This is a genomic window from Pseudomonas sp. LBUM1676, assembly GCF_059695605.1.
This window is the reverse complement of sequence record NZ_CP166777.1, coordinates 6,579,494-6,601,073: the sequence shown is the minus strand read 5'-3', so window position 1 is coordinate 6,601,073 and position 21,580 is coordinate 6,579,494. Positions and strand designations below refer to the sequence as shown.

Genomic DNA, 21,580 nt, shown 5'->3' with positions numbered 1-21,580 from the left:
CTGCAAGGCTCAAGCTATCCAGGGTTCGCTCATTGGGGCGAACTGCAAATTTTGTTGGGAGTTTCGTAAATGGCAGTTGCCTCCGGCGCCTATAAGAAAGCCCTCGAGGGCGACCAGTCACCTAAACAGGTGTTGGTCAAAATCGACCGGGTCACGAAGAAGTTCGACGAGACGATTGCCGTGGACGATGTGTCCTTGGAAATCAGGAAAGGCGAGATTTTCGCGCTGCTCGGCGGTTCGGGATCGGGCAAATCCACGTTGCTGCGCATGCTCGCAGGCTTCGAACGGCCCACGGAGGGGCGCATTTTCCTCGATGGCGTAGACATCACCGACATGCCGCCGTACGAGCGGCCGATCAACATGATGTTCCAGTCCTACGCCTTGTTCCCGCACATGACCGTGGCGCAGAACATCGCGTTCGGCCTCAAGCAGGACAAGCTTCCCGCGGCTGAAGTCGATGCCCGCGTGGCCGACATGCTCAAGCTGGTGCAGATGACCCAGTACGCCAAGCGCAAGCCGCATCAGTTGTCCGGTGGCCAGCGTCAGCGTGTGGCTTTGGCCCGCTCCCTGGCCAAGCGGCCGAAGCTGTTGCTGCTCGACGAACCGATGGGAGCGCTGGACAAGAAGCTGCGTTCGCAAATGCAGCTGGAGCTGGTCGAGATCATCGAGCGGGTCGGCGTAACCTGCGTCATGGTGACCCACGACCAGGAAGAGGCCATGACCATGGCCGAGCGCATCGCGATCATGCACCTGGGCTGGATCGCCCAGATCGGCAGCCCGATCGACATCTACGAAACCCCGACCAGCCGCCTGGTCTGCGAATTCATCGGCAACGTCAACATCTTCGACGGTGAAGTGGTGGACGACGCCGAGGGCCATGCGCTGATCACCTGCAAGGATCTGGACCGCAACATCTACGTCGGTCACGGCATCAGCACCTCGGTGCAGGACAAGTCGGTGACCTACGCGATCCGTCCGGAAAAACTGCTGGTGACCCCGGACATGCCGACCTGCGAGTACAACTGGTCCAGCGGCAAGGTGCACGATATCGCCTACCTGGGCGGTCACTCGGTGTTCCACGTCGAGCTGCCGAGCGGCAAGATCGTCCAGTCTTTCGTCGCCAACGCCGAGCGCCGCGGTCAGCGCCCAACCTGGGGTGATCAGGTTTACGTGTGGTGGGAAGACGACAGCGGCGTGGTACTTCGCTCATGAACATGCGCAAATTCAAACGCCGTCTCAACCGAATAATTCCCGGTGGCCGCCAACTGGTCATCGGGGTTCCGTTCATCTGGCTGTTCCTGTTCTTCATGTTGCCGTTCTTCATCGTGTTGAAGATCAGCTTCGCCGAAGCCGACGTGGCCATTCCGCCGTACACCCAGATCTACAGCTACCTCGACCAGAAGGTGCAGTTGCTGCTTAACCTGAGCAACTACGCGATGCTGGCCGGCGACGAGCTGTACATCGCCGCTTACCTCGGTTCGTTGAAGATGGCGCTGATCAGCACCGTCCTCTGTTTGCTGATCGGCTACCCCATGGCCTACGCCATTGCCAGTGCCCGCAAAGAGATGCAAACGGTACTGGTGCTGCTGATCATGATGCCGACCTGGACCGCGATCCTGATCCGCGTTTATGCGTGGATGGGCATCCTCAGCAACAACGGTCTGCTCAACGGTTTCCTGATGACCATGGGCTGGATTGATGAGCCGCTGCAAATCCTCAATACCAACCTCGCCGTGTATATCGGTGTGGTGTATTCGTACCTGCCCTTCATGATCCTGCCGCTCTACGCCAACCTGGTGAAGCACGACAACAGCCTGCTGGAAGCTGCATCCGACCTGGGTTCGAGCACGTTCAACAGCTTCTGGAAAATCACCGTGCCGTTGTCGAAAAACGGTATTGTCGCCGGCTGCATGCTGGTGTTCATCCCGGTCGTGGGCGAGTTCGTGATCCCGGAACTGCTCGGTGGTCCGGAAACCCTGATGATCGGTAAAGTGCTGTGGCAAGAGTTCTTCAACAACCGTGACTGGCCGGTGGCATCTGCCCTGGCGGTGGTCATGCTGGCGATCCTGATTGTGCCGATCATCCTGTTCAACCGTAGCCAGGCCAAAGAAATGGAGGGCAAGGAATGAAGCGCTTCCGTTTCTCGAGTTTCATGTTGATAGCGGGTTTGCTGTTCATCTACGCGCCGATGCTGATCCTGGTGATCTACTCGTTCAACGCCTCCAAGCTGGTGACGGTGTGGGGCGGCTGGTCGATCAAGTGGTACGTCGGCTTGATGGACAACACCCAACTGATGGGCTCGGTGGTGCGCTCGCTGGAAATCGCCTGCTACACGGCGGTGGCGGCGGTGGCGCTGGGGACGTTGGCAGCATTCGTGCTGACGCGTATCACTCACTTCAAGGGGCGCACGCTGTTCGGTGGCCTGGTCACCGCGCCGCTGGTGATGCCCGAAGTGATCACCGGTCTGTCGCTGTTGCTGCTGTTCGTGGCCATGGCGCAGATGATCGGTTGGCCGCAGGAGCGCGGCATCGTCACCATCTGGATCGCCCACACCACGTTCTGTGCGGCGTATGTGGCAGTGGTGGTGTCGGCGCGCTTGCGTGAGCTGGACCTGTCCATCGAAGAAGCGGCCATGGACCTCGGTGCACGGCCGTGGAAGGTGTTCTTCCTGATCACCATCCCGATGATCGCGCCTTCGTTGGGGGCGGGCGGCATGATGTCCTTCGCCCTGTCGCTGGATGACCTGGTGCTGGCGAGTTTCGTGTCGGGCCCGGGTTCGACCACCCTGCCGATGGAAGTGTTCTCGGCGGTGCGCCTGGGGGTCAAGCCCGAGATCAATGCCGTGGCCAGTCTGATTCTGCTGGCGGTGTCGCTGATGACGTTCCTGGTCTGGTTCTTCAGCCGCCGTGCCGAAGAAAGTCGCAAGCGTGCGATCCAGCAAGCGATCGAAGAAGGCGCTGCCGACTCCTGGAGACAACCGGACGCACGTCGCGCGCAGCAGGCGCCGGAAGCGGTTTGAAGTAATGCCGGGTTGATCACAACAGTGTGGCCAACCCAGATCCAATGTGGGAGCGAGCTTGCTCGCGATAGCGGAGTTTCAGTCACCATCAATTTTGGCTGTTACGCCCTCATCGCGAGCAAGCTCGCTCCCACATTTTGGTTAGGCGACCCACGGTGACTTGCGGATGATCTCGACAAAGTTCATCGGCTTGAAACCCGGCTCGCTGTCGACCAGAACATCAGCGTTCACAGTGCCGAAAGTGGTGTCCGGCTTGTGTTTGAAGCCATTGGCGAACGCACACAGGATGCACTCCTTGAACCCGTCGCCCCGTGGATGCGCATGCACCACTGCTTCACGCTGCACGGTGGGGAACGCGGCGTAGTCGATACCCAACACATCCATTTCGACACCGGCAGTCACCAGTGCCACGTTGGGGCGCAGGTGTTGCGGCACGCCCGGAGTGGTGTGCAGGGCGATCGACAGCCACACCTGCTCGATATCGTCGTCCGACAAACCGTAGGGCTTGAGAAAAGCCTTGGCGGCGTTGGCGCTGTCGACTTCGAAGCGCTCGTTATCCGTGCGATGACCTTCCACCAGCCCCAGGTCATGGAACATGGCGCCGACATACAACAGCTCGGGGTTGTAGGCCAGTTGCCTGCGCTCACCGCTCAAGGCACCGAACAGGAACACCCGGCGGGAGTGGTGGTAAAGCAGGTCGGATTCAACGTCGCGGATGTATTCGGTGGTGGCCTTGGCCAGGGCGCTGTCGGGGATCTTGATACCGGCGATGGTGCTGCTCATGCTGATTTCCTCGTGGAGAACGCCGTGGCGGCGCTGAAGAATCCAGTCTGTTCCGGGACCCCGGGCCAGACAATCGATCCATGGCTGCGATCCTTGCCAATGAACATGCATATCGCGCCAACCTCGCTTGTTGCACGCGGATTGGCTAGGGTTGCACCAGATCCTGTAGGAGCGAGCTTGCTCGCGAAGGACGTGAAGGCGCCGCGTTCATTCAGGGAGCCCCCGTTATCGTTAACGTCTTTCGCGAGCAAGCTCGCTCCTACAGGGGGGGCGGCGCATCCAGAGCTATTGAGGGCGATTCACGTAATGACTAAAACCATCGCCATCGTGGTCTTCGCAGGCGTCCAGTCCCTGGACGTCACCGGCCCCATGGATGTGTTTTCCGAAGCCAATCGCTTTCTGGCGCCGGACGATCACTATCGCCTGGAAGTGATCGGGGTCGAGCGTGGGGTGATGGCGTGTTCCAACGGTTTGTCGCTCAATGCCCATCTGCATTTCAGCGAGGCACTGCAGGCCTATGACTTGCTGCTGGTGGCCGGTGGGCCGCAGTTGCCGTTCATGCAGTTCGGCGTGGCATTCGATGCCTGGCTGCGCGATGCCTGTGCGCGGGCGCAGCGGTTTGGATCGATCTGCAACGGCGCCTTCATGCTGGCCCGGGCCGGATTGCTTGATGGAAGAACGGTGACCACCCATTGGGGCGATGCGGCGGCACTGGCTGCGTTATGCCCCTCGACTCAGGTCGAAGCCGATCGCCTGTACGTGCAGGATGGCGAGCTGTACACCTCGGCCGGGGTCACGGCAGGGATCGATCTGTCGTTGTACCTGCTGGGGCGCGACCATGGGCCGGAGGTGGCCCTGAGCGTGGCCAAGCGGCTGGTGGTATTCACCCAGCGCTCGGGAGGGCAATCGCAGTTCAGCCCGTTCCTCACGCCCCACGCGGAGCCAACTTCGGCAGTGGCGATGGTTCAGCACTATGTGCTGGCCAACCTCACCGGCGACCTGACGATTGCCGACCTGGCCAACGCTGCCAACATGAGCGCGCGCAATTTTTCCCGGGTGTTTGCCAAGGAGGCGAAGATCACCCCGGCGGAATTCGTCGAGCGGGCGCGGGTGGATGCGGCGAGGGTGCTGCTTGAGAGCACCCATTCGCCGCTCAAGACCGTGGCCTATCAGTGCGGGTTTCGCGATGCCCAGCATATGCGCAGTGTGTTCAATCGCAGGCTCGGGGTGACGCCGCAGCAGTTCAGGTTGAACTTTGCGGCGGTGGTGTGAGCCGGCATCGTTGTGGGCTGTCAGGGCCTCTTCGCGAGCAGGCTCGCTCCCACAGTTGACCGAGTTGTGCAGACAGACACGGTTTAATGTGGGAGCGAGCCTGCTCGCGAAGAGGGCAGCCCGGCCAACACAAATCTACTGCGCAGCCCGCGCCGGCAGCAGCTTCAATGTGCTACGCGTATTGGCGCTGACTTCTTCGTCGTTGATATAGGCCTGGTAGTAGACCCCTTCGATAAACGCCTCGGCCTGGTCGTCAAAGTGCCTGTCAAACGGCACACCGCTCTGGCCGACCGGGTTGACGGTCAGGCTGTGGGCCGGGTCGGCGAAGTCGATCAGGCGCCGGGTCGACGGGCCGTAAGTCACTGGCCAGGGTGCCGGGCCGATTTTGGAGGAGAGGTTGTTCGGCACTTCATGGGTGCCGGGCGCCGCGAACGGGCCGACGTTGAAGATCCGGTCCAGCGGCTTCTGCTGCCCCAATGGATGCCCATGGGTCAGGGTGTGTGCCTTGCCCCACTGCCATTGCGCGAAATCCGCACCCAAGGTGGTCTTGAGGTGCGCGAGGCTCGCTTGCCAGGCAACCTTGACCGTATCGGCGCGGGTTTCCTTGCCGAGGGTGTTGCGGTTGTCCCACCACGGCGCGTCGGCGGTCGCCGCCAGGCGCGGCAGTGCAGCATCGATCACCCGGGTCGAGAGCAGCGTTTCGAAGAATTCATTGCCCAGCTCATCGTGCATCGCAGCATCGGCCAGGTTGAACAGGAACTGGTTGAACAGCGTGGCGCTGGTGGAATCCAGCGGGTAATCGCCTTGCCACTGCGCCAGTTGCTCGACCAGCTTGAGTTCGGCCGGATCGCTCACCACTTCACGCAGTACCGGCAACAACGGAGCGAGCAAGCGCGGGCCGTAGGCGGTGGTGGTGCCCAGTTGCAGTTTCTGGCTGGCGTCCAGGTCCCACTTGATCGTCTTGTCGCTGAGTTGGCGATTGAGCTGCTGACCCCGATCGGCCAGGTTGTAGTAACCGGGAATCTCGATGCCGGTTGGTGAGGGCGGCTGGAAGTTGGCCGAGACGATATACCCCCGCGCCGGGTTCTCTTCCTGCGGGTTGGCGCTGAACGGGTGGAAGCCTTCCTTGTCCGCCTCGGCGGTGCTGCCGTCGAGAATGAACCACGGCCGCACGCCCGCCGGGCGTTTGGGCAATTGTGCCGCCGCCCACCAGCCGATGTCGCCCTTGGCATTGGCCCAGACGATGTTCAGGCCCGGTGCCTGGACCTTGGCGGCGGCACTGCGTGCCTTGGCCAGGGTGTCGGCGCGGTTCATCTGGTAGAAGCCCTCGATGATCGGATTCTGGCTTTCGAGAAAGCCCCACCACATGGCGATCGGCGTTTTGCCGACGCTGTTGCCCAGCGCATCGTTGACGATCGGGCCATGGGGCGATTGGCGCAGCACCAGCGTCACCGGTGCCTGGCCCTTGACCGCGATCTGCTGTTCGCTGCTCACCATGTCGACCCACTTGCCGCGATACCAGACCTGATTCGGATTCTGCGGATTGACCTTTTCGGCGATCAAGTCCAGGTCATCGTTCTGGAACATGGTGATGCTCCAGCCGAAGTCGCGGTTCATCCCGAGAGAGGCGAACGGCATCAACGCCTGATAGTGACCGTAGAGCTCGAAGCCCGGTGCCGATAGCTGCGCTTCGTACCACACCGACGGCGCGGAAAAGCGGATATGCGGGTCACCGGCCAACAGTGGTTTGCCGCTCTTGGTGCGATTGCCCGAGACGACCCAGGCGTTACTGCCCTCGAACTGCGGCAGGCCGTTGTCGGCCAGTGCCTGTTCGCTGAGGCGGGCGAGGGCATTGAGATCTTTCCAGTCGGTGCTGGCGAGGGACGGTACGGCAGCGCTGGGATTCTTCGCCAGCACGCCTTTGGGCTGCCAGTCGAGATCGAACACGTTGAGGTAGTTGGCACCCAGCTGATCGCGCACATACGTCAACAAGGGCTCGGTGCGAAACGCCGCGGCGAAACTGTAGGCCATGTACCCGGCGATGCTGATGGTGTCCTGAGCGGTGAACGGGCGCTTGGCAATGCCCAGTACATCGAATTCCACGGGCTTTGGATGGCTGTCCTGATATTGGTTGATGCCGTCCAGGTAGGCTTGCATGGCGATGAAGGCCGGCGATTGTTTGTCCATGTCCGCCAGGTAGGTTTCGGCACGTTCGCGTATGCGCAAGCTGCGCATCAGCTTGTCGGTATCGAGCAGTTTCGGGCCCAACACTTCGGCCAGTTCGCCGCGGGCGAGGCGGCGCAGGACTTCCATCTGAAACAGCCGATCCTGGGCGTGCACGTACCCGAGGGCGCGGTACAGGTCGGGTTCGTTTTCCGCGCGGATGTGCGGGATGCCGCGCTCGTCGTAGCGCACGGTGACCGAACCTTGCAGGTGTTGCAGCTCGACCATGCCCTGGCGTGTCGGCTGTTTGCTGTAGACGTACCAGCCGGCACCCGCGGCGAGCGCGACAATCAGCAGGGCGAGAATGGTCAGGCTACGTTTCATGATGAATCCTTGTTGTTATTAGTGGCAGCAGCTCCCTGGCGCCACTGTTTAACACGGCTCGGCGAATAGGCCCATCGCCCTAAGGAGGGATTCGTATTGCGAGGTTTTTCCCTACTTCGTTGGATCGACAGGCCACGGGCAGTAACACCCCACCGCCAACGTATGCGTGGCATTCACGGTTCGGCCTTCGTTTAACGCTTGCAGGATCGGCTCGATAAAACTGTTACTGGAGTTGCAGGTCAGGCCTTCGCTGTACGGCCCGAAATACGCCAGCTTGCCGCTGCGATCCCAGATCGCCACGGCCGGGCTGGCGGGGATCTGTTCGGAGCCTGGCAGGACGGTGATGGTTTTCAGGCTGCTCAAGGTGCTCGGCAACTGGCCGTGGCTGGCGGGTTTCTGGACGGCATAAAACTCCACCCCCTTCGGTCCGTACTGCTCAACCAGTTCGCTCAGATGTTGTTGATTGCCGACGTTGCACGGGCAGGCCGGGTCCCAGAAGTGCACCAGGCGGATGGCGCCGGGGCCGGCGAGATTGTCCGGCAGGCGCAACGGGTCGCCGGAAAACACTGCAGTGTGCGAACTGAACGGGCGCAGGTAGCGCCCCTGAAACCAGTCGTAGGCAGCCCAAAGCACACCGGCGCAGACGAGGGCGAGCAGGCTGGCAAGCAGTGTGGTGCGGTAGGGTGAACGCATGGGTTTCAATCCTCGAAGGTCGGCCAGCTTGCCATGCTTGCCGCGACAGATGAATATCGCAGGCCTATAAAGTCCGTTTCATGCTCTGGAATCGTCCATGTCCGCAACATTTGACCCCGATCATCTGCGTGCCAGTCTGCAGCCACTGGCTGAGGCGCGGCCGCTGTCGGTGGAGGCATTGGCCTACCAGCGTTTCTATGGGCTCGATTTTCCTGGGCGACATCTGCGCAGCGGCCTGGGTCGTTTCCCAGTGGATGGTTATGAGGTGGTCAGCCAGTTCTGGTGGCCGCAGCAGGCCAAGGCGACGCTGTTTTTGTTCCACGGCTTTTATGATCACACCGGGCTCTACCGGCATGTGATCGAGTGGGCGCTGGACCAGGGGTTTGCCGTGATTGCCTGCGATTTGCCGGGGCATGGTCTGTCCAGCGGTGAGCGCGCCAGCATCAAGGATTTCGCCGAGTATCAGGACACGCTGCAAGGATTGTTCGCCGAGGCGCAGTCCCTCGATCTGCCGCAGCCGTGGCACCTGTGCGGGCAAAGCACGGGCGGCGCGATCGTGATCGATCATGTGCTCAACGCGGGGGCCAGCAGTCCGGCCCAGGGCCAGGTGATCCTGCTTTCGCCGTTGGTAAGGCCGCGGGCCTGGGGCTGGTCGCAACTGAGCTATTACGCGCTCAAACCCTTTGTCAAAGCCATCGCCCGACGTTTCAGCGAGAACTCCAACGATCCGGATTTCTTGCCGTTTTTGCAGGCTGATCCGTTGCAGCCACTGCGTTTGCCAACCGCCTGGGTCGGTGCGCTGGCGCGATGGATCAAGCGCATCGAAGCCGCGCCGGGCAGCACGCGACGGCCGCTGATTGTGCAGGGGCAGGCGGACATGACGGTGGATTGGCAGCATAACCTTGCCGTGTTGAAGGCCAAGTTCGACCGGCCGCAGGTGTTGATGCTGCCGGAGGCGCGGCATCATCTGGCGAACGAGACGCTGGCGTTGCGGGGGGAGTATTTCGGGTTTTTGACCAAGCGGGTCAAGGGCAGGAATCTTTAGCGTCAGTTCGGGCCCCATCGCGAGCAGGCTCGCTCCCACAGTTGAACGCGTTGTACGGACAAGCACGGTCTAATGTGGGAGCGAGCCTGCTCGCGATGGGGCCCTTGCAGGCGCCCAAGATTACTGGCGAAGCGTGGAAGTATCCTGCCCCACCGCCAACCCCGCCCGAATCGCCGCCAACGCCGCCTGATAATAAGCCTGGCCTTCAGCCGACTCGGCAAAGGTGGCGAACTCCTCCAGTTCGTTGTCCGACAGGTCGCGATAGACATACAGCAGGGTGTTGTTCAAATCGCTGCCGATCTGATCCATTAAGCGCTGGCGCTGACCGTTCAACATGCCTTGGGCCTGACCGCCACCGAGCAGGCCGGGGATCATCGAACTCAGGCTGTCGGCCGCGACACCGGCAATCGCCAGGCTGACTTCGGCACCGGCCTCGCGAGCGGGCAGGGCCTGGGCCAGGTGACCGATGATCAGCATGCGGCTGTCGCTGGCCTGGATCTTCGGCAGGCCCTTGGCGTTTTTCGCCAGTTGATCGCGACGGGTCGCGAGCAACTCGGCGGCGACTATTTTCTTGCCCAGTGGCGACTGGAAGAAGGTCAGCGCCGGTTTCGGGTCGGCGAGGGCCTTGCGCAGTTGTGCTTCGGCGCGCTGGTCGACGGCCTGGGGGGCGAAGCGCTGATTGCTGTTGTTGACCAGTGCCTGGAATACCGCCGGTGGCAGGCTGTTCTGGTAGCGCTTTTGAGCGGCCGAGAGTGCATCGTTGAAATGCGCGCGTTGTTCTGGCCAGCCGGCGACCTTGTACAACTGGTCGTGGCCGTCTGCCCAGGCGGGCGTGACGCAGAACATAAGCAGTGAAAAAAGCAAACGACGCATAGGGGCTCCTGTCGGCAGGCGACTATTCTCCGTGGGGCATCCGTACTTGTCGAGAATTCGTATCAACCCGCTGCGCGGCTCTGTCGGATTTGCAGGCACAGGCATACTATGCGCGCCATGCAAATACCCTCTGATCACCCGCTGCTGATACGTATCGTCGACGACCTGGCTGAGCACGGCTGGTCGCAGCAGAATATTTTCCTGCCAATGGGTCTGACCCAGGAACTGGCGGCGGAGTGCCGTAAACGTTCCGCCGAGGGTGAACTGGCCCCGGCCGCCGTGGGCCGCGGGCCGACATCGGAGGTGCGCGAGGGCATTCGCGGTGACCATATCCAGTGGATCGAGCCAGGGCAGGCAGTGGCTTGCGACAGTTATCTGGGGCTGATGGACAGCTTGCGCGAGGCGATGAATCGCGGCTTGTACCTGGGCCTGGAAGATTTCGAAAGCCATTTCGCCCTGTACCCGCCCGGTGCTTTCTACCTCAAGCACCTCGACCGCTTCCGCGACGATGACCGGCGCATGGTCTCGGCGGTGGTCTACCTCAATGACGCCTGGCAGCCGGAGCACGGCGGTCAGTTGCGCATGTACCTGGATGAGGCTGTCGAATACGATGTGGTGCCTGTCGGCGGATGCCTGGTGGTGTTCCTGTCGGGTGAGGTACCCCACGAAGTCCTGCCCGCGACGCGAGAGCGCCTGTCGTTGACCGGCTGGTTCCGGCGGCGCGGCAACGAGCCGTTCTGATCATGCAGAAGATTCTGGTAAGCCGCTGCCTGCTGGGCCACCGCGTACGTTACGACGGCGGAGCCAGCGGGCCGTTCGATCAGCTCCAGCAATGGGTCGACGAAGGTCGGGTCGTACCCTTGTGTCCGGAAGTCGCCGGCGGATTGCCGACGCCAAGGGCCGCCGCGGAGATTCCGGGCGGGCAGGGCGGCGAGGTGCTGGATGGTCATGCGGCGGTGATCACCACCGAGGGCGAGGATGTCAGTGCGCAGTTTCTGAGCGGTGCCTGGCAGGCGCTGGAACTGGTTCAGAAGCACAACATCCGCATCGCCGTGCTCAAGGCCAACAGCCCGTCCTGCGGGAATCTGCTGACCTATGACGGGACGTTCAGCGGGGTGAAGGTCAGTGGTGAGGGGGTGACGGCGGCGTTGCTCAGGCGCCATGGCGTTCAAGTCTTCAGTGAACTCGAGTTGCCGCAAGCGGCGGCAGTCCTGGCAACCCAGAACTAACTACACAAAAACCTGTGGGAGCGAGCTTGCTCGCGATGGCGACCTAACATTCAACAACAATGTTGGCTGGTATGGCCCCATCGCGAGCAAGCTCGCTCCCACAGGTTTATCTTTCGCTTCACATCTCCAGCGATTTCAGGGTTTCGGCGCCACACCCGCATCCGCGCCGAACCATTTCTGCTCCAGCGCCTCCAGCCGGCCATCGGCCTTGATCCGCTGCAGTGCATTTTCCAGGCTGGCGTGAAACGCCGGGTTTCCCTTCTGAAAAGGAATCACCAGGCCCACAGCCGGGGCGGCTTTGGGTTTTTGTTCCGTCAGCGACTGCACCAACAGAATTGAACGCGGTGGCTCTTCTTTCTGCGCGATCAATTGCGCATCCGCGTGAATGTAAGGTGCGCTGAAGTCGAAACGATCCTTGAGATCAGGGGTCATTGCTATGTGGTTGATGGCAACGTCGTACTTACCGCTCTCGACACCGGCCAGCATGTCGCCGGAATCGGTGATGACGAAGTCGGACCGCACATCCAGTTCATTGGCCAGCAACTGACCCAATTCGACTTCGAAGCCCGTCAGTTTGCCGTCGTCCTTGAAATTGAAGGGCGGTGTATTAGCCTCAAGGGCAATGCGCAATTCGCCACGGTCGTTCACGTCGTCAATCAGTTCGGCATGAGCCAAGGGGCTCAAAAGGGGTAGCAGGCAGATCAGGCCAGGCAAAAAACGCATGGTCACTCCTTTGAATTCATTATCGCGATGCTCTGGGTCAGGCTCGCTTTGCTATGGTTGTCGAGAGCCTTCGACAACGAATGGCCGTGAAGTTGTCATGGTCGCGTGGATTTTACGGAAAAACTGGAGAAGAGAATGAAAACCTTTATGTCACGAGCAGTATTGGCGAGCCTGCTGATGGGGGCTTCGATGCTGGCAACAGCTGCCACACCGGCGCCCAAGGGGGCAGAGGTGTCCATCGTTTCTCCCGAGGACGGTGCCACGGTTGGGCAGACCTTCACGGTCAAGTTCGCCGTCAAGGACATCTCGCTGGCACCGGCGGGTGATGTCACCAAGAACACCGGCCACCACCACCTGCTGATCGATGTCGACAAATTGCCTGCTGCCGGTGCGCCAATTCCGACGGATGCCAACCACATGCACTTCGGCAAGGCGCAGACCCAGGCTGAAATCAAGCTGGCCCCGGGCAAGCATACCTTGCAGCTTGAATTGGGGGATGCGGGACACATGCCGTTCGACCCGCCGATCGTTTCGAAGAAGATTACCGTCAACGTCAAATGACATTGTCATACCCATAAAAAAGGGAGCCCCTCGGGGCTCCCTTTTTGTCACTCGAGTCGCTATCAGAACAATACGCGGCAACGAATGGTGCCGTTGATGTGCTGCAGCTTCTCCTGGGCCATTTCCGAGTAGTCGGCATCGACGTCGATCACGACGTAGCCGACTTTCTCGTTGGTCTGCAGGAACTGACCGGAAATGTTGATGCCGTTTTCGGCGAAGACCTTGTTGATCTCGCTCATCACACCCGGGATGTTCTCGTGGATGTGCAGCAGACGGTGCTTGCCAGGGTGAGCCGGCAAAGCCACTTCCGGGAAGTTCACCGACGATACCGAGGTACCGTTGTCGCTGTACTTGACCAGTTTTTCTGCCACTTCCAGACCGATGTTGGCTTGCGCTTCAGCGGTGGAACCACCGATGTGCGGGGTCAGGATCACGTTGTCCAGGCCACGCAGCGGGCTTTCGAACTCTTCTTCGTTGGAGCGTGGCTCCACCGGGAATACGTCGATGGCCGCGCCGATCAGGTGCTTGTCCTTGATCGCGTCTGCCAGGGCTTGCAGTTCGACCACGGTACCGCGAGCGGCGTTGATCAGGATCCCGCCTTTCTTGATGGCGCGGATTTCCTTCTCGCCGATCATCCACTGGGTCGCAGCGGTTTCCGGAACGTGCAGGGTGACGATGTCAGACATGCCCAGCAGCTCGGTCAGGCTGGCGACCTGGGTCGCATTGCCCAGTGGCAGCTTGGTCACGGTGTCGTAGAAGTACACCTGCATGCCCAGGCCTTCGGCCAGGACCGACAGTTGGGTACCGATCGAGCCGTAACCGACGATGCCCAGCTTCTTGCCACGGATTTCGAAGGAGTTGGCTGCGCTCTTGATCCAGCCGCCACGGTGGCAGGAAGCGTTCTTCTCAGGGATGCCGCGCAGCAACAGGATCGCTTCGGCCAGCACCAGCTCGGCAACGGAGCGAGTGTTGGAGTACGGAGCGTTGAACACTGCGATGCCGCGTTCGCGAGCCGCGTTCAGGTCAACCTGGTTGGTGCCGATGCAGAAACAACCTACAGCGACGAGCTTCTTCGCCTGATCGAAAATCTCTTCGGTCAGTTGAGTGCGAGAACGAATGCCGATGAAGTGAGCATCAGCGATCTTTTCCTTGAGCTGGGCTTCCGGCAGAGAACCTGTGAGGTACTCGATGCTGGTGTAGCCCGCCGCCTTGAGGACGTCGACAGCCGATTGGTGGACGCCTTCGAGAAGAAGGAACTTGATCTTGCTCTTATCGAGAGAAGTCTTGCTCATCTGCGTAAACCTGTATCCCGGAGAAAATTGGCAGGGAAGTAGCCAGCAGACGCTGACCCGAGCGGCATGACAGCCGTCGCCGCGCGACAGCCGTTGGGCACTATTGCGCGGGGTCGGTATGCTAGCATAAGCGCCCCGCTAAACACCCATTCCTGCGACGTGAAGCGTTCTCAGGATGACCATGAATTGTTCGAGAGTTCTGTCGATGACCAATCCTGCCCTGATTGATGAGCTGAAGACCCTGGTTGAGCCTGGCAAGGTGCTGACCGATGTCGACTCCCTGAATGCTTACGGCAAGGATTGGACCAAGCATTTCGCCCCGGCGCCGTCTGCCATCGTGTTTCCCAAGACCACCGAGCAGGTTCAAGCCGTAGTGCGCTGGGCCAACAAGCACAAGGTGGCACTGGTGCCGTCCGGCGGGCGCACCGGGCTTTCCGCCGCTGCCGTGGCAGCCAATGGCGAAGTGGTGGTGTCCTTCGACTATATGAACCAGATTCTTGACGTGAACCTGACCGACCGCACCGCGGTCTGCCAGCCAGGCGTGGTCACCGAGCATTTGCAGAACGTGGCCGAAGAAAAAGGCCTGTACTATCCAGTGGACTTCGCCTCTGCAGGTTCCAGCCAGATTGGCGGCAATATCGGCACCAATGCCGGCGGGATCAAGGTCATTCGCTACGGCATGACCCGTAACTGGGTCGCCGGCATGAAAGTCGTGACCGGCAAGGGCGATCTGCTGGAGCTGAACAAGGACCTGATCAAGAACGCCACCGGTTACGACCTGCGTCAGCTGTTCATCGGTGCTGAAGGCACCCTGGGTTTTGTGGTCGAAGCGACCATGCGCCTGGACCGCGCGCCGAAAAACCTCACCGCCATGGTCTTGGGCACCGCCGATTTCGACTCGATCATGCCGGTGCTGCATGCCTTCCAGAGCAAGCTCGACTTGACCGCGTTCGAATTCTTCTCCGACAAAGCCCTGGCAAAAGTCATGAGCCGCGGTGATGTGCCGGCGCCGTTCGAATCAGATTGCCCGTTCTACGCGCTGCTGGAATTCGAAGCGACCACCGAAGAGGTGGCCAACCTGGCCCTGGAAACCTTCGAGCACTGCGTCGAGCAAGGCTGGGTGCTGGACGGGGTGATGAGCCAGAGCGAGACCCAGCTGCAGAACCTCTGGAAGCTGCGCGAATACATTTCCGAAACGATCTCGCACTGGACGCCGTACAAAAACGACATTTCGGTCACCGTGTCGAAAGTACCGGCATTCCTGAAGGAAATTGACGCGATCGTCGGCGAACACTACCCGGACTTCGAAATTGTCTGGTTCGGCCACATTGGCGACGGCAACCTGCACTTGAACATCCTCAAGCCGGAAAACCTGAGCAAGGATGAATTCTTTGCCAAATGCGCGACCGTCAACAAGTGGGTGTTTGAAACCGTCGAGAAGTACAACGGCTCGATTTCCGCAGAACACGGCGTGGGCATGACCAAGCGTGATTACTTGACCTACAGTCGCTCGCCGGTTGAGATCGAGTACATGAAAGCCGTCAAGGCGGTGTTCGACCCGAACGGGATCATGAACCCGGGCAAGATTTTCGCTGTTTGACTTTCGAACTTAAGAGCTACGAACCAGGAGTCGGTAAATGAGCTATCAGCACCAGTATGTCGACGGTACGCGTATTCATTTCCCGCTGGGGAAAGTAGTGTGCATCGGCCGCAACTACGCCGAACACGCCAAGGAACTTGATAACCCGGTGCCTACGGAACCCCTGCTGTTCATCAAGCCGGGCAGTTGCGTGGTGTCGCTGGAAGGCGGTTTCAGCATTCCGGCCGAGCGCGGCTCGGTGCATTACGAAGCGGAAATTGCCGTATTGATCGGCAAGCCTTTGTCGACCAAACCGAGCCGGGAAGAAGTGCTCGACGCCATCTCCGGTTTCGCTCCGGCCCTGGACCTGACCCTGCGCGACAAGCAGGCCGAGCTGAAAGCCAAGGGCCTGCCATGGGAAATCGCCAAGTCCTTCGACGGGGCGGCGGTGATTGCACCGTTCGTGTCCGTGGGCACCTTCGAAGACCTGGCCGACATCGGCATCCGCCTGACCATCAATGGCGAAGTGCGCCAGGATGGCAACAGCAAGGACATGCTCAATCCGATCGTGCCGATGATCCAGTACATGGCCGGCTGTTTCTCGCTGCAGGCTGGTGATGTGATCCTCACGGGCACACCCGTTGGCGTTGGTCCGCTGAATGTCGGTGACGAACTGGTGCTGGAATTGCCGGGCGTCAGCAGCTTTAACAGCAGCGTGCGCTAAATCAACGCAAACCCCTTGTAGGAGCTGGCTTGCCAGCGAAGGCGGCCTGTCTGCCAACATCATCGTTGAATGTGATGGCCTCTTCGCTGGCAAGCCAGCTCCTACAGGGGCCCGGGGCTTACGGCGTCTGAGCCGAGCCCAATTGTGCTATTACCCTTGGCCTGAATTCTGGAACGCTGCCTTGATGCCGACCCAATCGTTGCTCAAACCTGCCCGCCGTCCGCGCTTTTTCATGCGTTGGTATTCCTGGCTATTGCTCGCGGCGGCTGCCGCGTATGGTCTCGCGTTTGCGATGCACTGGGATGACCGCGGCGTGCTCTGGTTGCTGGAACGTTTCGAAAGCCCGGCCGAACGCCAGGAGAGCATCTGGTTGCCGGATTACCGCGCAGTGATCGACGCCAAGGTGCTGCCGGGCATGGAAAAGGACGAGGCTTCGGACCTGGCCTACGACCCGCAGAGCAAAACCCTGTTTTCGGTCATGGGCAAGAACCCATTCCTGGTCGAGCTGACGTTGCAGGGTGACGTACTGCGCAAGATACCGCTGACAGGCTGGAGCAACCCGGAAGGCGTGACCGTGATGGGCAATGGTCGGTTGGCCATCGTGGATGAGCGCGATCACCTGCTGTCCATCGTCAAGGTCGATGCCGACACCCGTGAGCTGAACATCGCCAACTTTGCAAAATACGATCTCGGTTCTTCGAAGAACCAGAACAAGGCCTTCGAAGCCATTGCCTGGGACTCGCGCACTCAGCAGCTCCTGCTGGGTGAAGAACGTCCACCGGCGCTGTACAGCTGGAAAAGCGACGCCAGCCAGACCCTCAAGGGCGACAAGCAGAAAATCGTCAGTGATGAACTGGACATCCGCAACCTGTCGGCCCTGGCCATCGACCCGCGCACCGGCCACACCCTGGTGTTGTCCGCCGATTCGCACCTGTTGCTGGAGCTGGACGAGCAGGGTGAACAGGTCAGTTTCATGACCTTGCTGGGCGGTTTCAATGGTTTGAAGAAGACCATTCCGCGCGCCGAAGGCGTGACCATGGATGAGGCTGGCACGCTGTACATGGTGAGCGAACCCAACCTGTTCTACCGCTTCGAAAAGCAAAAATAACGATCATCCTGCGCCGATTGAATGCATAGGTTGTGGTACAAGGCCACTGGCCATTAAGCTTCAATTCAGACTACCGTGGTATTTCATCCGCCTGTCTTGAATCCGAGCCCGCCTGAATGCGCCGACTTGCCCGTCCCAAACCCCTGATTTTCATTCTTTCGGTGATTGCGCTGATCGTACTGGTTGCGTTCGGCCAGTACCTGCGCCTGTTCGAGCGTGCCTGGTTCAATGTGAACACGCTGTGGCAACCAGAGAGCGCTCAATCCATCGGGCTGGATCGCTATCAGGTCACGCTCGAAGCCCGGGTCATCGAAGGTCTGGACGACGACGTGTCTGCGCTGACCTTCGATCCGGTGCGCAAAAGCCTGTTCACGGTCACCAACAAAAACTCCGAACTGATCGAGTTGTCTCTGGACGGCCGAATTATCCGACGCGTAGCGCTGGTCGGCTTCGGCGATCCGGAGGCGGTGGAGTTCATCAGCGCCGACACTTATGTGATCACCGATGAATATCAGCAGCGACTGATCAAGATTCACTTGGAGAAGGACACCACCTTCCTCGACGCGCAGGATGCCGAACAGATCACCCTCGGTGTGCACATGAGCAGTAACAAGGGCTTTGAGGGGCTGGCTTATGACTCGGTGGGCAAGCGGCTGTTCGTGGCCAAGGAACGCGACCCGATGCTGATCTACGAAGTACAGGGCTTCCCGCATTACGACCCGGAAAAGTCCTACGCGGTACACGTGGTCAACAACCCCAGGCGCGATGCCGGGATGTTCGTTCGGGATCTGTCGAGCCTGCAATACGACGAGCGCAGCGGACACTTGCTGGCATTGTCCGACGAGTCGCGACTGATTCTGGAGCTGGACGTGGACGGGCGACCACTGAGCACCATGTCACTGAGCAAGGGGCGCCAGGGTCTGCAGAAAACCGTGCCGCAAGCGGAAGGGATCGCGATGGATGACGACGGCACGATGTACCTGGTGAGCGAACCGAACCTGTTCTACGTCTTCAAGAAACCTGCACAACCCTAACCAACACCCCAAACCAACTGTGGGAGCGAGCCTGCTCGCGATGAGGCCGTATCAGTCGATGGAGATGTTGACTGAAAGACCGCTATCGCGAGCAAGCTCGCTCCCACAGGTTTTGCATTGAGTTCGAGTTATTCGGCCCGCAGGGTTTTTACACCTTCGCTGGTACCCAGCAGCAACAGATCCGCCGGACGCGCCGCGAACAAGCCGTTGGTGACCACGCCAACAATCGCGTTGATCTGCGTCTCCAACTCCACCGGGTTGGTGATCTGCATGTTGAATACGTCGAGGATGATGTTGCCGTTGTCGGTCAGCACGCCTTCACGGTAGACCGGGTCGCCGCCGAGCTTCACCAACTCGCGGGCCACGTGGCTGCGGGCCATCGGAATCACTTCCACCGGCAGCGGGAACGCGCCCAGGACCGGCACCAGCTTGCTCGCATCGGCGATGCAGATGAAGGTCTTGGCCACTGCCGCAACGATCTTCTCGCGGGTCAGGGCTGCGCCGCCGCCCTTGATCAGGTTCAGGTGCTCATCGCTTTCGTCGGCACCGTCGACGTAGAACTCCAGGTCGCTGACGGTATTGAGCTCATACACCGGAATGCCGTGGCCCTTGAGGCGCGCGGCGGTGGCTTCGGAGCTGGCGACCGCACCGTCGAACGCGCCCTTGTGTCGGGCCAGGGCGTCGATAAAGCAGTTGGCGGTGGAGCCGGTGCCGACCCCGACGATGCTCTTGTCATCGAGTTTCGGGAGGATGAAGTCGACGGCGGCCTGAGCCACTGCCTGTTTGAGTTGATCCTGGGTCATGCGGGCTCCGAGGTGCCGAAGGGGGACGAAAGGCCGGCATTATAGGCCTCGGGCTGGGGAAGGTCATCGCCCGATTGGCGTCTCCCCCCGATGACTGTAGGAGCGAGCTTGCTCCGGGCGGCGTTCCGACGAAGGTCGTGAACGATGACGCGTAAATTCAGATACCCCGCGGCGTCTTTGGGTTTTTCGCGAGCGAGCTCGCTCCTACAAGTGTGGTCGTGCGCCCGAAAGCCGGGTTAGACTCCTTGGCCCTGCCCAACCCGCTCAGTGATGCTTTCCGATGCTCGAACAGTACGTCAAAAAGATCCTCACCTCGCGCGTTTATGACGTTGCCGTAGAAACCCCTCTGCAGACTGCCCGCCAGCTCTCCGAGCGGCTGGGCAATGACATCTGGCTCAAGCGCGAAGACTTGCAGCCGGTGTTCTCGTTCAAGATTCGCGGCGCCTACAACAAGCTCACCCAGCTTTCCGATGAGGAGCGCGCTCGCGGTGTCGTGACCGCTTCGGCGGGCAACCACGCGCAAGGCCTGGCCCTGGCGGCCAAGGTGTTGGGCGTGAAAGCGACCATCGTGATGCCCAAGACCACTCCAGAGATCAAAGTCGAAGGCGTGCGCTCCCGTGGTGGCAAAGTAGTGCTGCACGGCGATTCGTTCCCGGAAGCCCTGGCCTACTCGCTGAAACTGGTCGAGGAAAAAGGTTACGTCTACATCCACCCTTACGACGATCCGCATACCATTGCCGGGCAGGGCACGGTGGCCATGGAGATTCTGCGTCAGCACCCGGGGCGTCTGGATGCGATTTTCGTCCCGGTGGGTGGTGGCGGGCTGATCGCCGGCATTGCGGCGTACGTGAAATACCTGCGTCCGGAAATCAAGATCATCGGCGTCGAGCCGGACGATTCCAACTGCCTGCAAGCCGCCATGGCGGCCGGTGAGCGCGTGGTGCTGCCGACCGTGGGCCTGTTTGCCGACGGTGTTGCGGTGGCCCAGATCGGCCAGCACACCTTCGATATCTGCAAGGACCATGTCGATGGAGTGATTACCGTCAGCACCGACGAGATCTGTGCGGCGATCAAGGATATCTACGACGATACCCGCTCGATCACCGAACCTGCCGGCGCCTTGGGCGTCGCCGGGATCAAGAAGTACGTCGAGCAACATGGCATCACCGGACATACCTTCGTCGCTATCGACTCCGGGGCCAACGTCAACTTCGACCGCCTGCGCCACGTCGCCGAACGCGCCGAGCTGGGCGAGGGCCGTGAGGCCATCATCGCCGTGACCATTCCCGAGAAGCCGGGAAGCTTCAAGGCGTTCTGCGAAGCCATCGGCAAACGCCAGATCACCGAATTCAACTACCGCTACAACACCGGCAGCGAAGCGCATATCTTCGTTGGCGTGCAAACGCATCCGGAAAGCGATCCGCGCAGTGCGCTGCTTGCCAGTCTGACCGAGCAGGGTTTCCCGGTACTCGACCTGACCGACAACGAGCTGGCCAAGCTGCATATCCGCCACATGGTGGGCGGGCGTGCGGCCCATGTCGTCGATGAAGTGATATTGCGCTTTGAGTTTCCGGAACGGCCTGGTGCGCTGTTTAACTTCCTCAATAAGCTTGGCGGGCGCTGGAATATTTCGATGTTCCACTACCGCAACCACGGCGCAGCGGATGGCCGGGTGGTCGCCGGCCTGCAAGTACCCCATGACGAACGCCATCTGGTGCCGGCGGCACTGGAAGAAATCGGCTATCCGTACTGGGATGAAAGCGACAATCCGGCCTATCTGCTGTTTCTCGGCTGAGGGCTACGCTGATGAGCAGGCTATAAGGAAATCGAACGATGGAAACTTTAACCGCCCTGAAAGTGGCGCACATCGTGGCAACGGTGGTGTTGCTGGTGTGTGCGCTGGGTTTGGGAATTTGGGTCTGGCGCACGCGGCGTAGTGGCGACGCGACGGCACCTGCCCGCACGTTGCAGCGGCCGCGGGTATTTATCTGGCTGCTGATGGGGCTGGCGCTGCTCAGCATGCCGTTCACCGGGTGGTGGATGGTGCATCTGGTGGGCTGGCCGTTGGGGCAGACCTGGTTGCTGGCTTCGAGTGTGCTTTACACCGTGGCGGCGTTGGGGTGGTTCTGGTTGCTGGTGCGGCTTAACAAGTTGCGCACTGCGCCAGGCGGCAATGGCAAGTTCACCTTTGCCTTGGCATTGTTCAGTTTTATCTGTTTCATCGCCATTGCCGGGTTGATGGGCGCCAAGCCAGTGTAGGAGCGAGCTTGCTCCGGGCGGCGTTCCGACGATGGT

21 protein-coding genes are annotated in these 21,580 nt (G+C 60.5%); 14 read left to right on the top strand and 7 right to left on the bottom strand.

The window, feature by feature from the left end:
- Nucleotides 1-69 precede the first annotated feature (69 nt).
- Genes ACA041_RS30530 through ACA041_RS30520 form a run of 3 tightly spaced genes read left to right on the top strand, consistent with a single transcriptional unit; the run spans nucleotide 70 to nucleotide 3,019 of the window.
- On the top strand, nucleotides 70-1,212 hold the full coding sequence (locus ACA041_RS30530; RefSeq protein WP_497439142.1) for an ABC transporter ATP-binding protein: 1,143 nt from the start codon (nucleotides 70-72) through the stop codon (nucleotides 1,210-1,212).
- On the top strand, nucleotides 1,209-2,129 hold the full coding sequence (locus tag ACA041_RS30525; protein WP_497439141.1) for an ABC transporter permease subunit: 921 nt from the start codon (nucleotides 1,209-1,211) through the stop codon (nucleotides 2,127-2,129). The genes ACA041_RS30530 and ACA041_RS30525 overlap by 4 nt, the downstream gene beginning before the upstream one ends.
- Nucleotides 2,126-3,019, top strand: a complete 894-nt coding sequence (locus ACA041_RS30520) for an ABC transporter permease subunit (RefSeq protein ID WP_128870578.1) — start codon at nucleotides 2,126-2,128, stop codon at nucleotides 3,017-3,019. Before ACA041_RS30525 ends, ACA041_RS30520 begins: the two co-directional genes overlap by 4 nt.
- Before the next feature lie 141 nt (nucleotides 3,020-3,160).
- Here the strand turns inward: ACA041_RS30520 and ACA041_RS30515 are convergent, their stop codons facing one another.
- Nucleotides 3,161-3,802, bottom strand: a complete 642-nt coding sequence (locus tag ACA041_RS30515) for an HD domain-containing protein (protein ID WP_497439140.1) — start codon at nucleotides 3,800-3,802, stop codon at nucleotides 3,161-3,163.
- Between the two features lie 306 nt (nucleotides 3,803-4,108).
- Here ACA041_RS30515 and ACA041_RS30510 point away from each other — a divergent pair, with 306 nt between their 5' ends.
- The gene (locus tag ACA041_RS30510; protein ID WP_497439139.1) at nucleotides 4,109-5,074 is read left to right on the top strand and encodes a GlxA family transcriptional regulator; all 966 of its coding nucleotides are present in this window, start codon (nucleotides 4,109-4,111) and stop codon (nucleotides 5,072-5,074) included.
- A 135-nt stretch (nucleotides 5,075-5,209) separates the two neighbouring features.
- Here ACA041_RS30510 and ACA041_RS30505 read toward each other — a convergent pair whose 3' ends face one another.
- Complete coding sequence (locus tag ACA041_RS30505) at nucleotides 5,210-7,621, bottom strand: penicillin acylase family protein (protein WP_497439138.1); 2,412 nt, start codon at nucleotides 7,619-7,621, stop codon at nucleotides 5,210-5,212.
- Between the two features lie 111 nt (nucleotides 7,622-7,732).
- Nucleotides 7,733-8,314, bottom strand: coding sequence for a DUF6436 domain-containing protein (locus tag ACA041_RS30500; protein WP_497439137.1), 582 nt, complete (start codon nucleotides 8,312-8,314; stop codon nucleotides 7,733-7,735).
- 97 nt (nucleotides 8,315-8,411) lie between these two features.
- Here ACA041_RS30500 and bipL point away from each other — a divergent pair, with 97 nt between their 5' ends.
- Entirely contained in the window at nucleotides 8,412-9,359 is a 948-nt protein-coding gene (gene bipL / locus ACA041_RS30495) for a phospholipase BipL (RefSeq protein WP_497439136.1), read from the top strand.
- A gap of 120 nt (nucleotides 9,360-9,479) precedes the next feature.
- On the opposite strand, the gene ACA041_RS30490 is transcribed toward bipL, so the two are convergent.
- Nucleotides 9,480-10,232, bottom strand: a complete 753-nt coding sequence (locus ACA041_RS30490) for a DUF2059 domain-containing protein (RefSeq protein WP_497439135.1) — start codon at nucleotides 10,230-10,232, stop codon at nucleotides 9,480-9,482.
- Between the two features lie 108 nt (nucleotides 10,233-10,340).
- Between ACA041_RS30490 and ACA041_RS30485 the strand changes: the two genes are divergently transcribed.
- Together ACA041_RS30485 and ACA041_RS30480 are read left to right on the top strand one after the other, a co-directional pair.
- Nucleotides 10,341-10,973 carry a 2OG-Fe(II) oxygenase gene (locus ACA041_RS30485; protein ID WP_497439134.1) on the top strand — a complete coding sequence of 211 codons (633 nt, stop codon included), beginning with the start codon at nucleotides 10,341-10,343 and terminating at the stop codon, nucleotides 10,971-10,973.
- 2 nt (nucleotides 10,974-10,975) lie between these two features.
- A complete protein-coding gene (locus tag ACA041_RS30480) occupies nucleotides 10,976-11,461 on the top strand; it encodes a 2-thiouracil desulfurase family protein (protein ID WP_497439133.1) in 486 nt (161 codons plus the stop codon).
- 135 nt (nucleotides 11,462-11,596) lie between these two features.
- Here ACA041_RS30480 and ACA041_RS30475 read toward each other — a convergent pair whose 3' ends face one another.
- On the bottom strand, nucleotides 11,597-12,184 hold the full coding sequence (locus ACA041_RS30475; RefSeq protein ID WP_497439132.1) for a transporter substrate-binding domain-containing protein: 588 nt from the start codon (nucleotides 12,182-12,184) through the stop codon (nucleotides 11,597-11,599).
- Between the two features lie 135 nt (nucleotides 12,185-12,319).
- On the opposite strand from ACA041_RS30475, the gene ACA041_RS30470 reads away from it, so the two are divergent.
- Nucleotides 12,320-12,745: a DUF4399 domain-containing protein gene (locus ACA041_RS30470; protein ID WP_497439131.1), complete on the top strand. Its 426-nt coding sequence runs from the start codon at nucleotides 12,320-12,322 to the stop codon at nucleotides 12,743-12,745.
- A gap of 62 nt (nucleotides 12,746-12,807) precedes the next feature.
- On the opposite strand, the gene serA is transcribed toward ACA041_RS30470, so the two are convergent.
- A complete protein-coding gene (gene serA / locus ACA041_RS30465) occupies nucleotides 12,808-14,037 on the bottom strand; it encodes a phosphoglycerate dehydrogenase (protein ID WP_154855958.1) in 1,230 nt (409 codons plus the stop codon).
- A gap of 205 nt (nucleotides 14,038-14,242) precedes the next feature.
- On the opposite strand from serA, the gene ACA041_RS30460 reads away from it, so the two are divergent.
- From ACA041_RS30460 to ACA041_RS30445, 4 genes are all read left to right on the top strand, one after another.
- The gene (locus tag ACA041_RS30460) at nucleotides 14,243-15,637 is read left to right on the top strand and encodes a D-2-hydroxyglutarate dehydrogenase (RefSeq protein WP_497439130.1); all 1,395 of its coding nucleotides are present in this window, start codon (nucleotides 14,243-14,245) and stop codon (nucleotides 15,635-15,637) included.
- 37 nt (nucleotides 15,638-15,674) lie between these two features.
- Nucleotides 15,675-16,340, top strand: coding sequence for a fumarylacetoacetate hydrolase family protein (locus tag ACA041_RS30455; RefSeq protein WP_497439129.1), 666 nt, complete (start codon nucleotides 15,675-15,677; stop codon nucleotides 16,338-16,340).
- 184 nt (nucleotides 16,341-16,524) lie between these two features.
- Nucleotides 16,525-17,448, top strand: coding sequence for an SdiA-regulated domain-containing protein (locus ACA041_RS30450; protein ID WP_497439128.1), 924 nt, complete (start codon nucleotides 16,525-16,527; stop codon nucleotides 17,446-17,448).
- Nucleotides 17,449-17,564: 116 nt separating this feature from the next.
- A complete protein-coding gene (locus ACA041_RS30445) occupies nucleotides 17,565-18,482 on the top strand; it encodes an SdiA-regulated domain-containing protein (RefSeq protein ID WP_497439127.1) in 918 nt (305 codons plus the stop codon).
- Nucleotides 18,483-18,610: 128 nt separating this feature from the next.
- On the opposite strand, the gene rpiA is transcribed toward ACA041_RS30445, so the two are convergent.
- Nucleotides 18,611-19,285 (bottom strand): ribose-5-phosphate isomerase RpiA, encoded by a 675-nt coding sequence (gene rpiA / locus ACA041_RS30440; protein WP_497439126.1) that lies wholly within the window; start codon nucleotides 19,283-19,285, stop codon nucleotides 18,611-18,613.
- Nucleotides 19,286-19,565: 280 nt separating this feature from the next.
- Here rpiA and ilvA point away from each other — a divergent pair, with 280 nt between their 5' ends.
- Together ilvA and ACA041_RS30430 are read left to right on the top strand one after the other, a co-directional pair.
- A complete protein-coding gene (ilvA, locus tag ACA041_RS30435) occupies nucleotides 19,566-21,080 on the top strand; it encodes a threonine ammonia-lyase, biosynthetic (protein WP_497439125.1) in 1,515 nt (504 codons plus the stop codon).
- Nucleotides 21,081-21,118: 38 nt separating this feature from the next.
- A complete protein-coding gene (locus ACA041_RS30430; protein ID WP_497439124.1) occupies nucleotides 21,119-21,544 on the top strand; it encodes a DUF2269 domain-containing protein in 426 nt (141 codons plus the stop codon).
- The last annotated feature ends 36 nt before the right edge of the window (nucleotides 21,545-21,580 follow it).

Excerpts from the sequence above, each read along its gene's own strand:
- ACA041_RS30530 (WP_497439142.1), top strand. The coding sequence starts at position 70 with ATGGCAGTTGCCTCCGGCGCCTATAAGAAAGCCCTCGAGGGCGACCAG.
- ACA041_RS30525 (WP_497439141.1), top strand. The coding sequence starts at position 1,209 with ATGAACATGCGCAAATTCAAACGCCGTCTCAACCGAATAATTCCCGGT.
- ACA041_RS30520 (WP_128870578.1), top strand. The coding sequence starts at position 2,126 with ATGAAGCGCTTCCGTTTCTCGAGTTTCATGTTGATAGCGGGTTTGCTG.
- ACA041_RS30515 (WP_497439140.1), bottom strand. The coding sequence starts at position 3,802 with ATGAGCAGCACCATCGCCGGTATCAAGATCCCCGACAGCGCCCTGGCC.
- ACA041_RS30510 (WP_497439139.1), top strand. The coding sequence starts at position 4,109 with ATGACTAAAACCATCGCCATCGTGGTCTTCGCAGGCGTCCAGTCCCTG.
- ACA041_RS30505 (WP_497439138.1), bottom strand. The coding sequence starts at position 7,621 with ATGAAACGTAGCCTGACCATTCTCGCCCTGCTGATTGTCGCGCTCGCC.
- ACA041_RS30500 (WP_497439137.1), bottom strand. The coding sequence starts at position 8,314 with ATGCGTTCACCCTACCGCACCACACTGCTTGCCAGCCTGCTCGCCCTC.
- bipL (WP_497439136.1), top strand. The coding sequence starts at position 8,412 with ATGTCCGCAACATTTGACCCCGATCATCTGCGTGCCAGTCTGCAGCCA.
- ACA041_RS30490 (WP_497439135.1), bottom strand. The coding sequence starts at position 10,232 with ATGCGTCGTTTGCTTTTTTCACTGCTTATGTTCTGCGTCACGCCCGCC.
- ACA041_RS30485 (WP_497439134.1), top strand. The coding sequence starts at position 10,341 with ATGCGCGCCATGCAAATACCCTCTGATCACCCGCTGCTGATACGTATC.
- ACA041_RS30480 (WP_497439133.1), top strand. The coding sequence starts at position 10,976 with ATGCAGAAGATTCTGGTAAGCCGCTGCCTGCTGGGCCACCGCGTACGT.
- ACA041_RS30475 (WP_497439132.1), bottom strand. The coding sequence starts at position 12,184 with ATGCGTTTTTTGCCTGGCCTGATCTGCCTGCTACCCCTTTTGAGCCCC.
- ACA041_RS30470 (WP_497439131.1), top strand. The coding sequence starts at position 12,320 with ATGAAAACCTTTATGTCACGAGCAGTATTGGCGAGCCTGCTGATGGGG.
- serA (WP_154855958.1), bottom strand. The coding sequence starts at position 14,037 with ATGAGCAAGACTTCTCTCGATAAGAGCAAGATCAAGTTCCTTCTTCTC.
- ACA041_RS30460 (WP_497439130.1), top strand. The coding sequence starts at position 14,243 with ATGACCAATCCTGCCCTGATTGATGAGCTGAAGACCCTGGTTGAGCCT.
- ACA041_RS30455 (WP_497439129.1), top strand. The coding sequence starts at position 15,675 with ATGAGCTATCAGCACCAGTATGTCGACGGTACGCGTATTCATTTCCCG.
- ACA041_RS30450 (WP_497439128.1), top strand. The coding sequence starts at position 16,525 with ATGCCGACCCAATCGTTGCTCAAACCTGCCCGCCGTCCGCGCTTTTTC.
- ACA041_RS30445 (WP_497439127.1), top strand. The coding sequence starts at position 17,565 with ATGCGCCGACTTGCCCGTCCCAAACCCCTGATTTTCATTCTTTCGGTG.
- rpiA (WP_497439126.1), bottom strand. The coding sequence starts at position 19,285 with ATGACCCAGGATCAACTCAAACAGGCAGTGGCTCAGGCCGCCGTCGAC.
- ilvA (WP_497439125.1), top strand. The coding sequence starts at position 19,566 with ATGCTCGAACAGTACGTCAAAAAGATCCTCACCTCGCGCGTTTATGAC.
- ACA041_RS30430 (WP_497439124.1), top strand. The coding sequence starts at position 21,119 with ATGGAAACTTTAACCGCCCTGAAAGTGGCGCACATCGTGGCAACGGTG.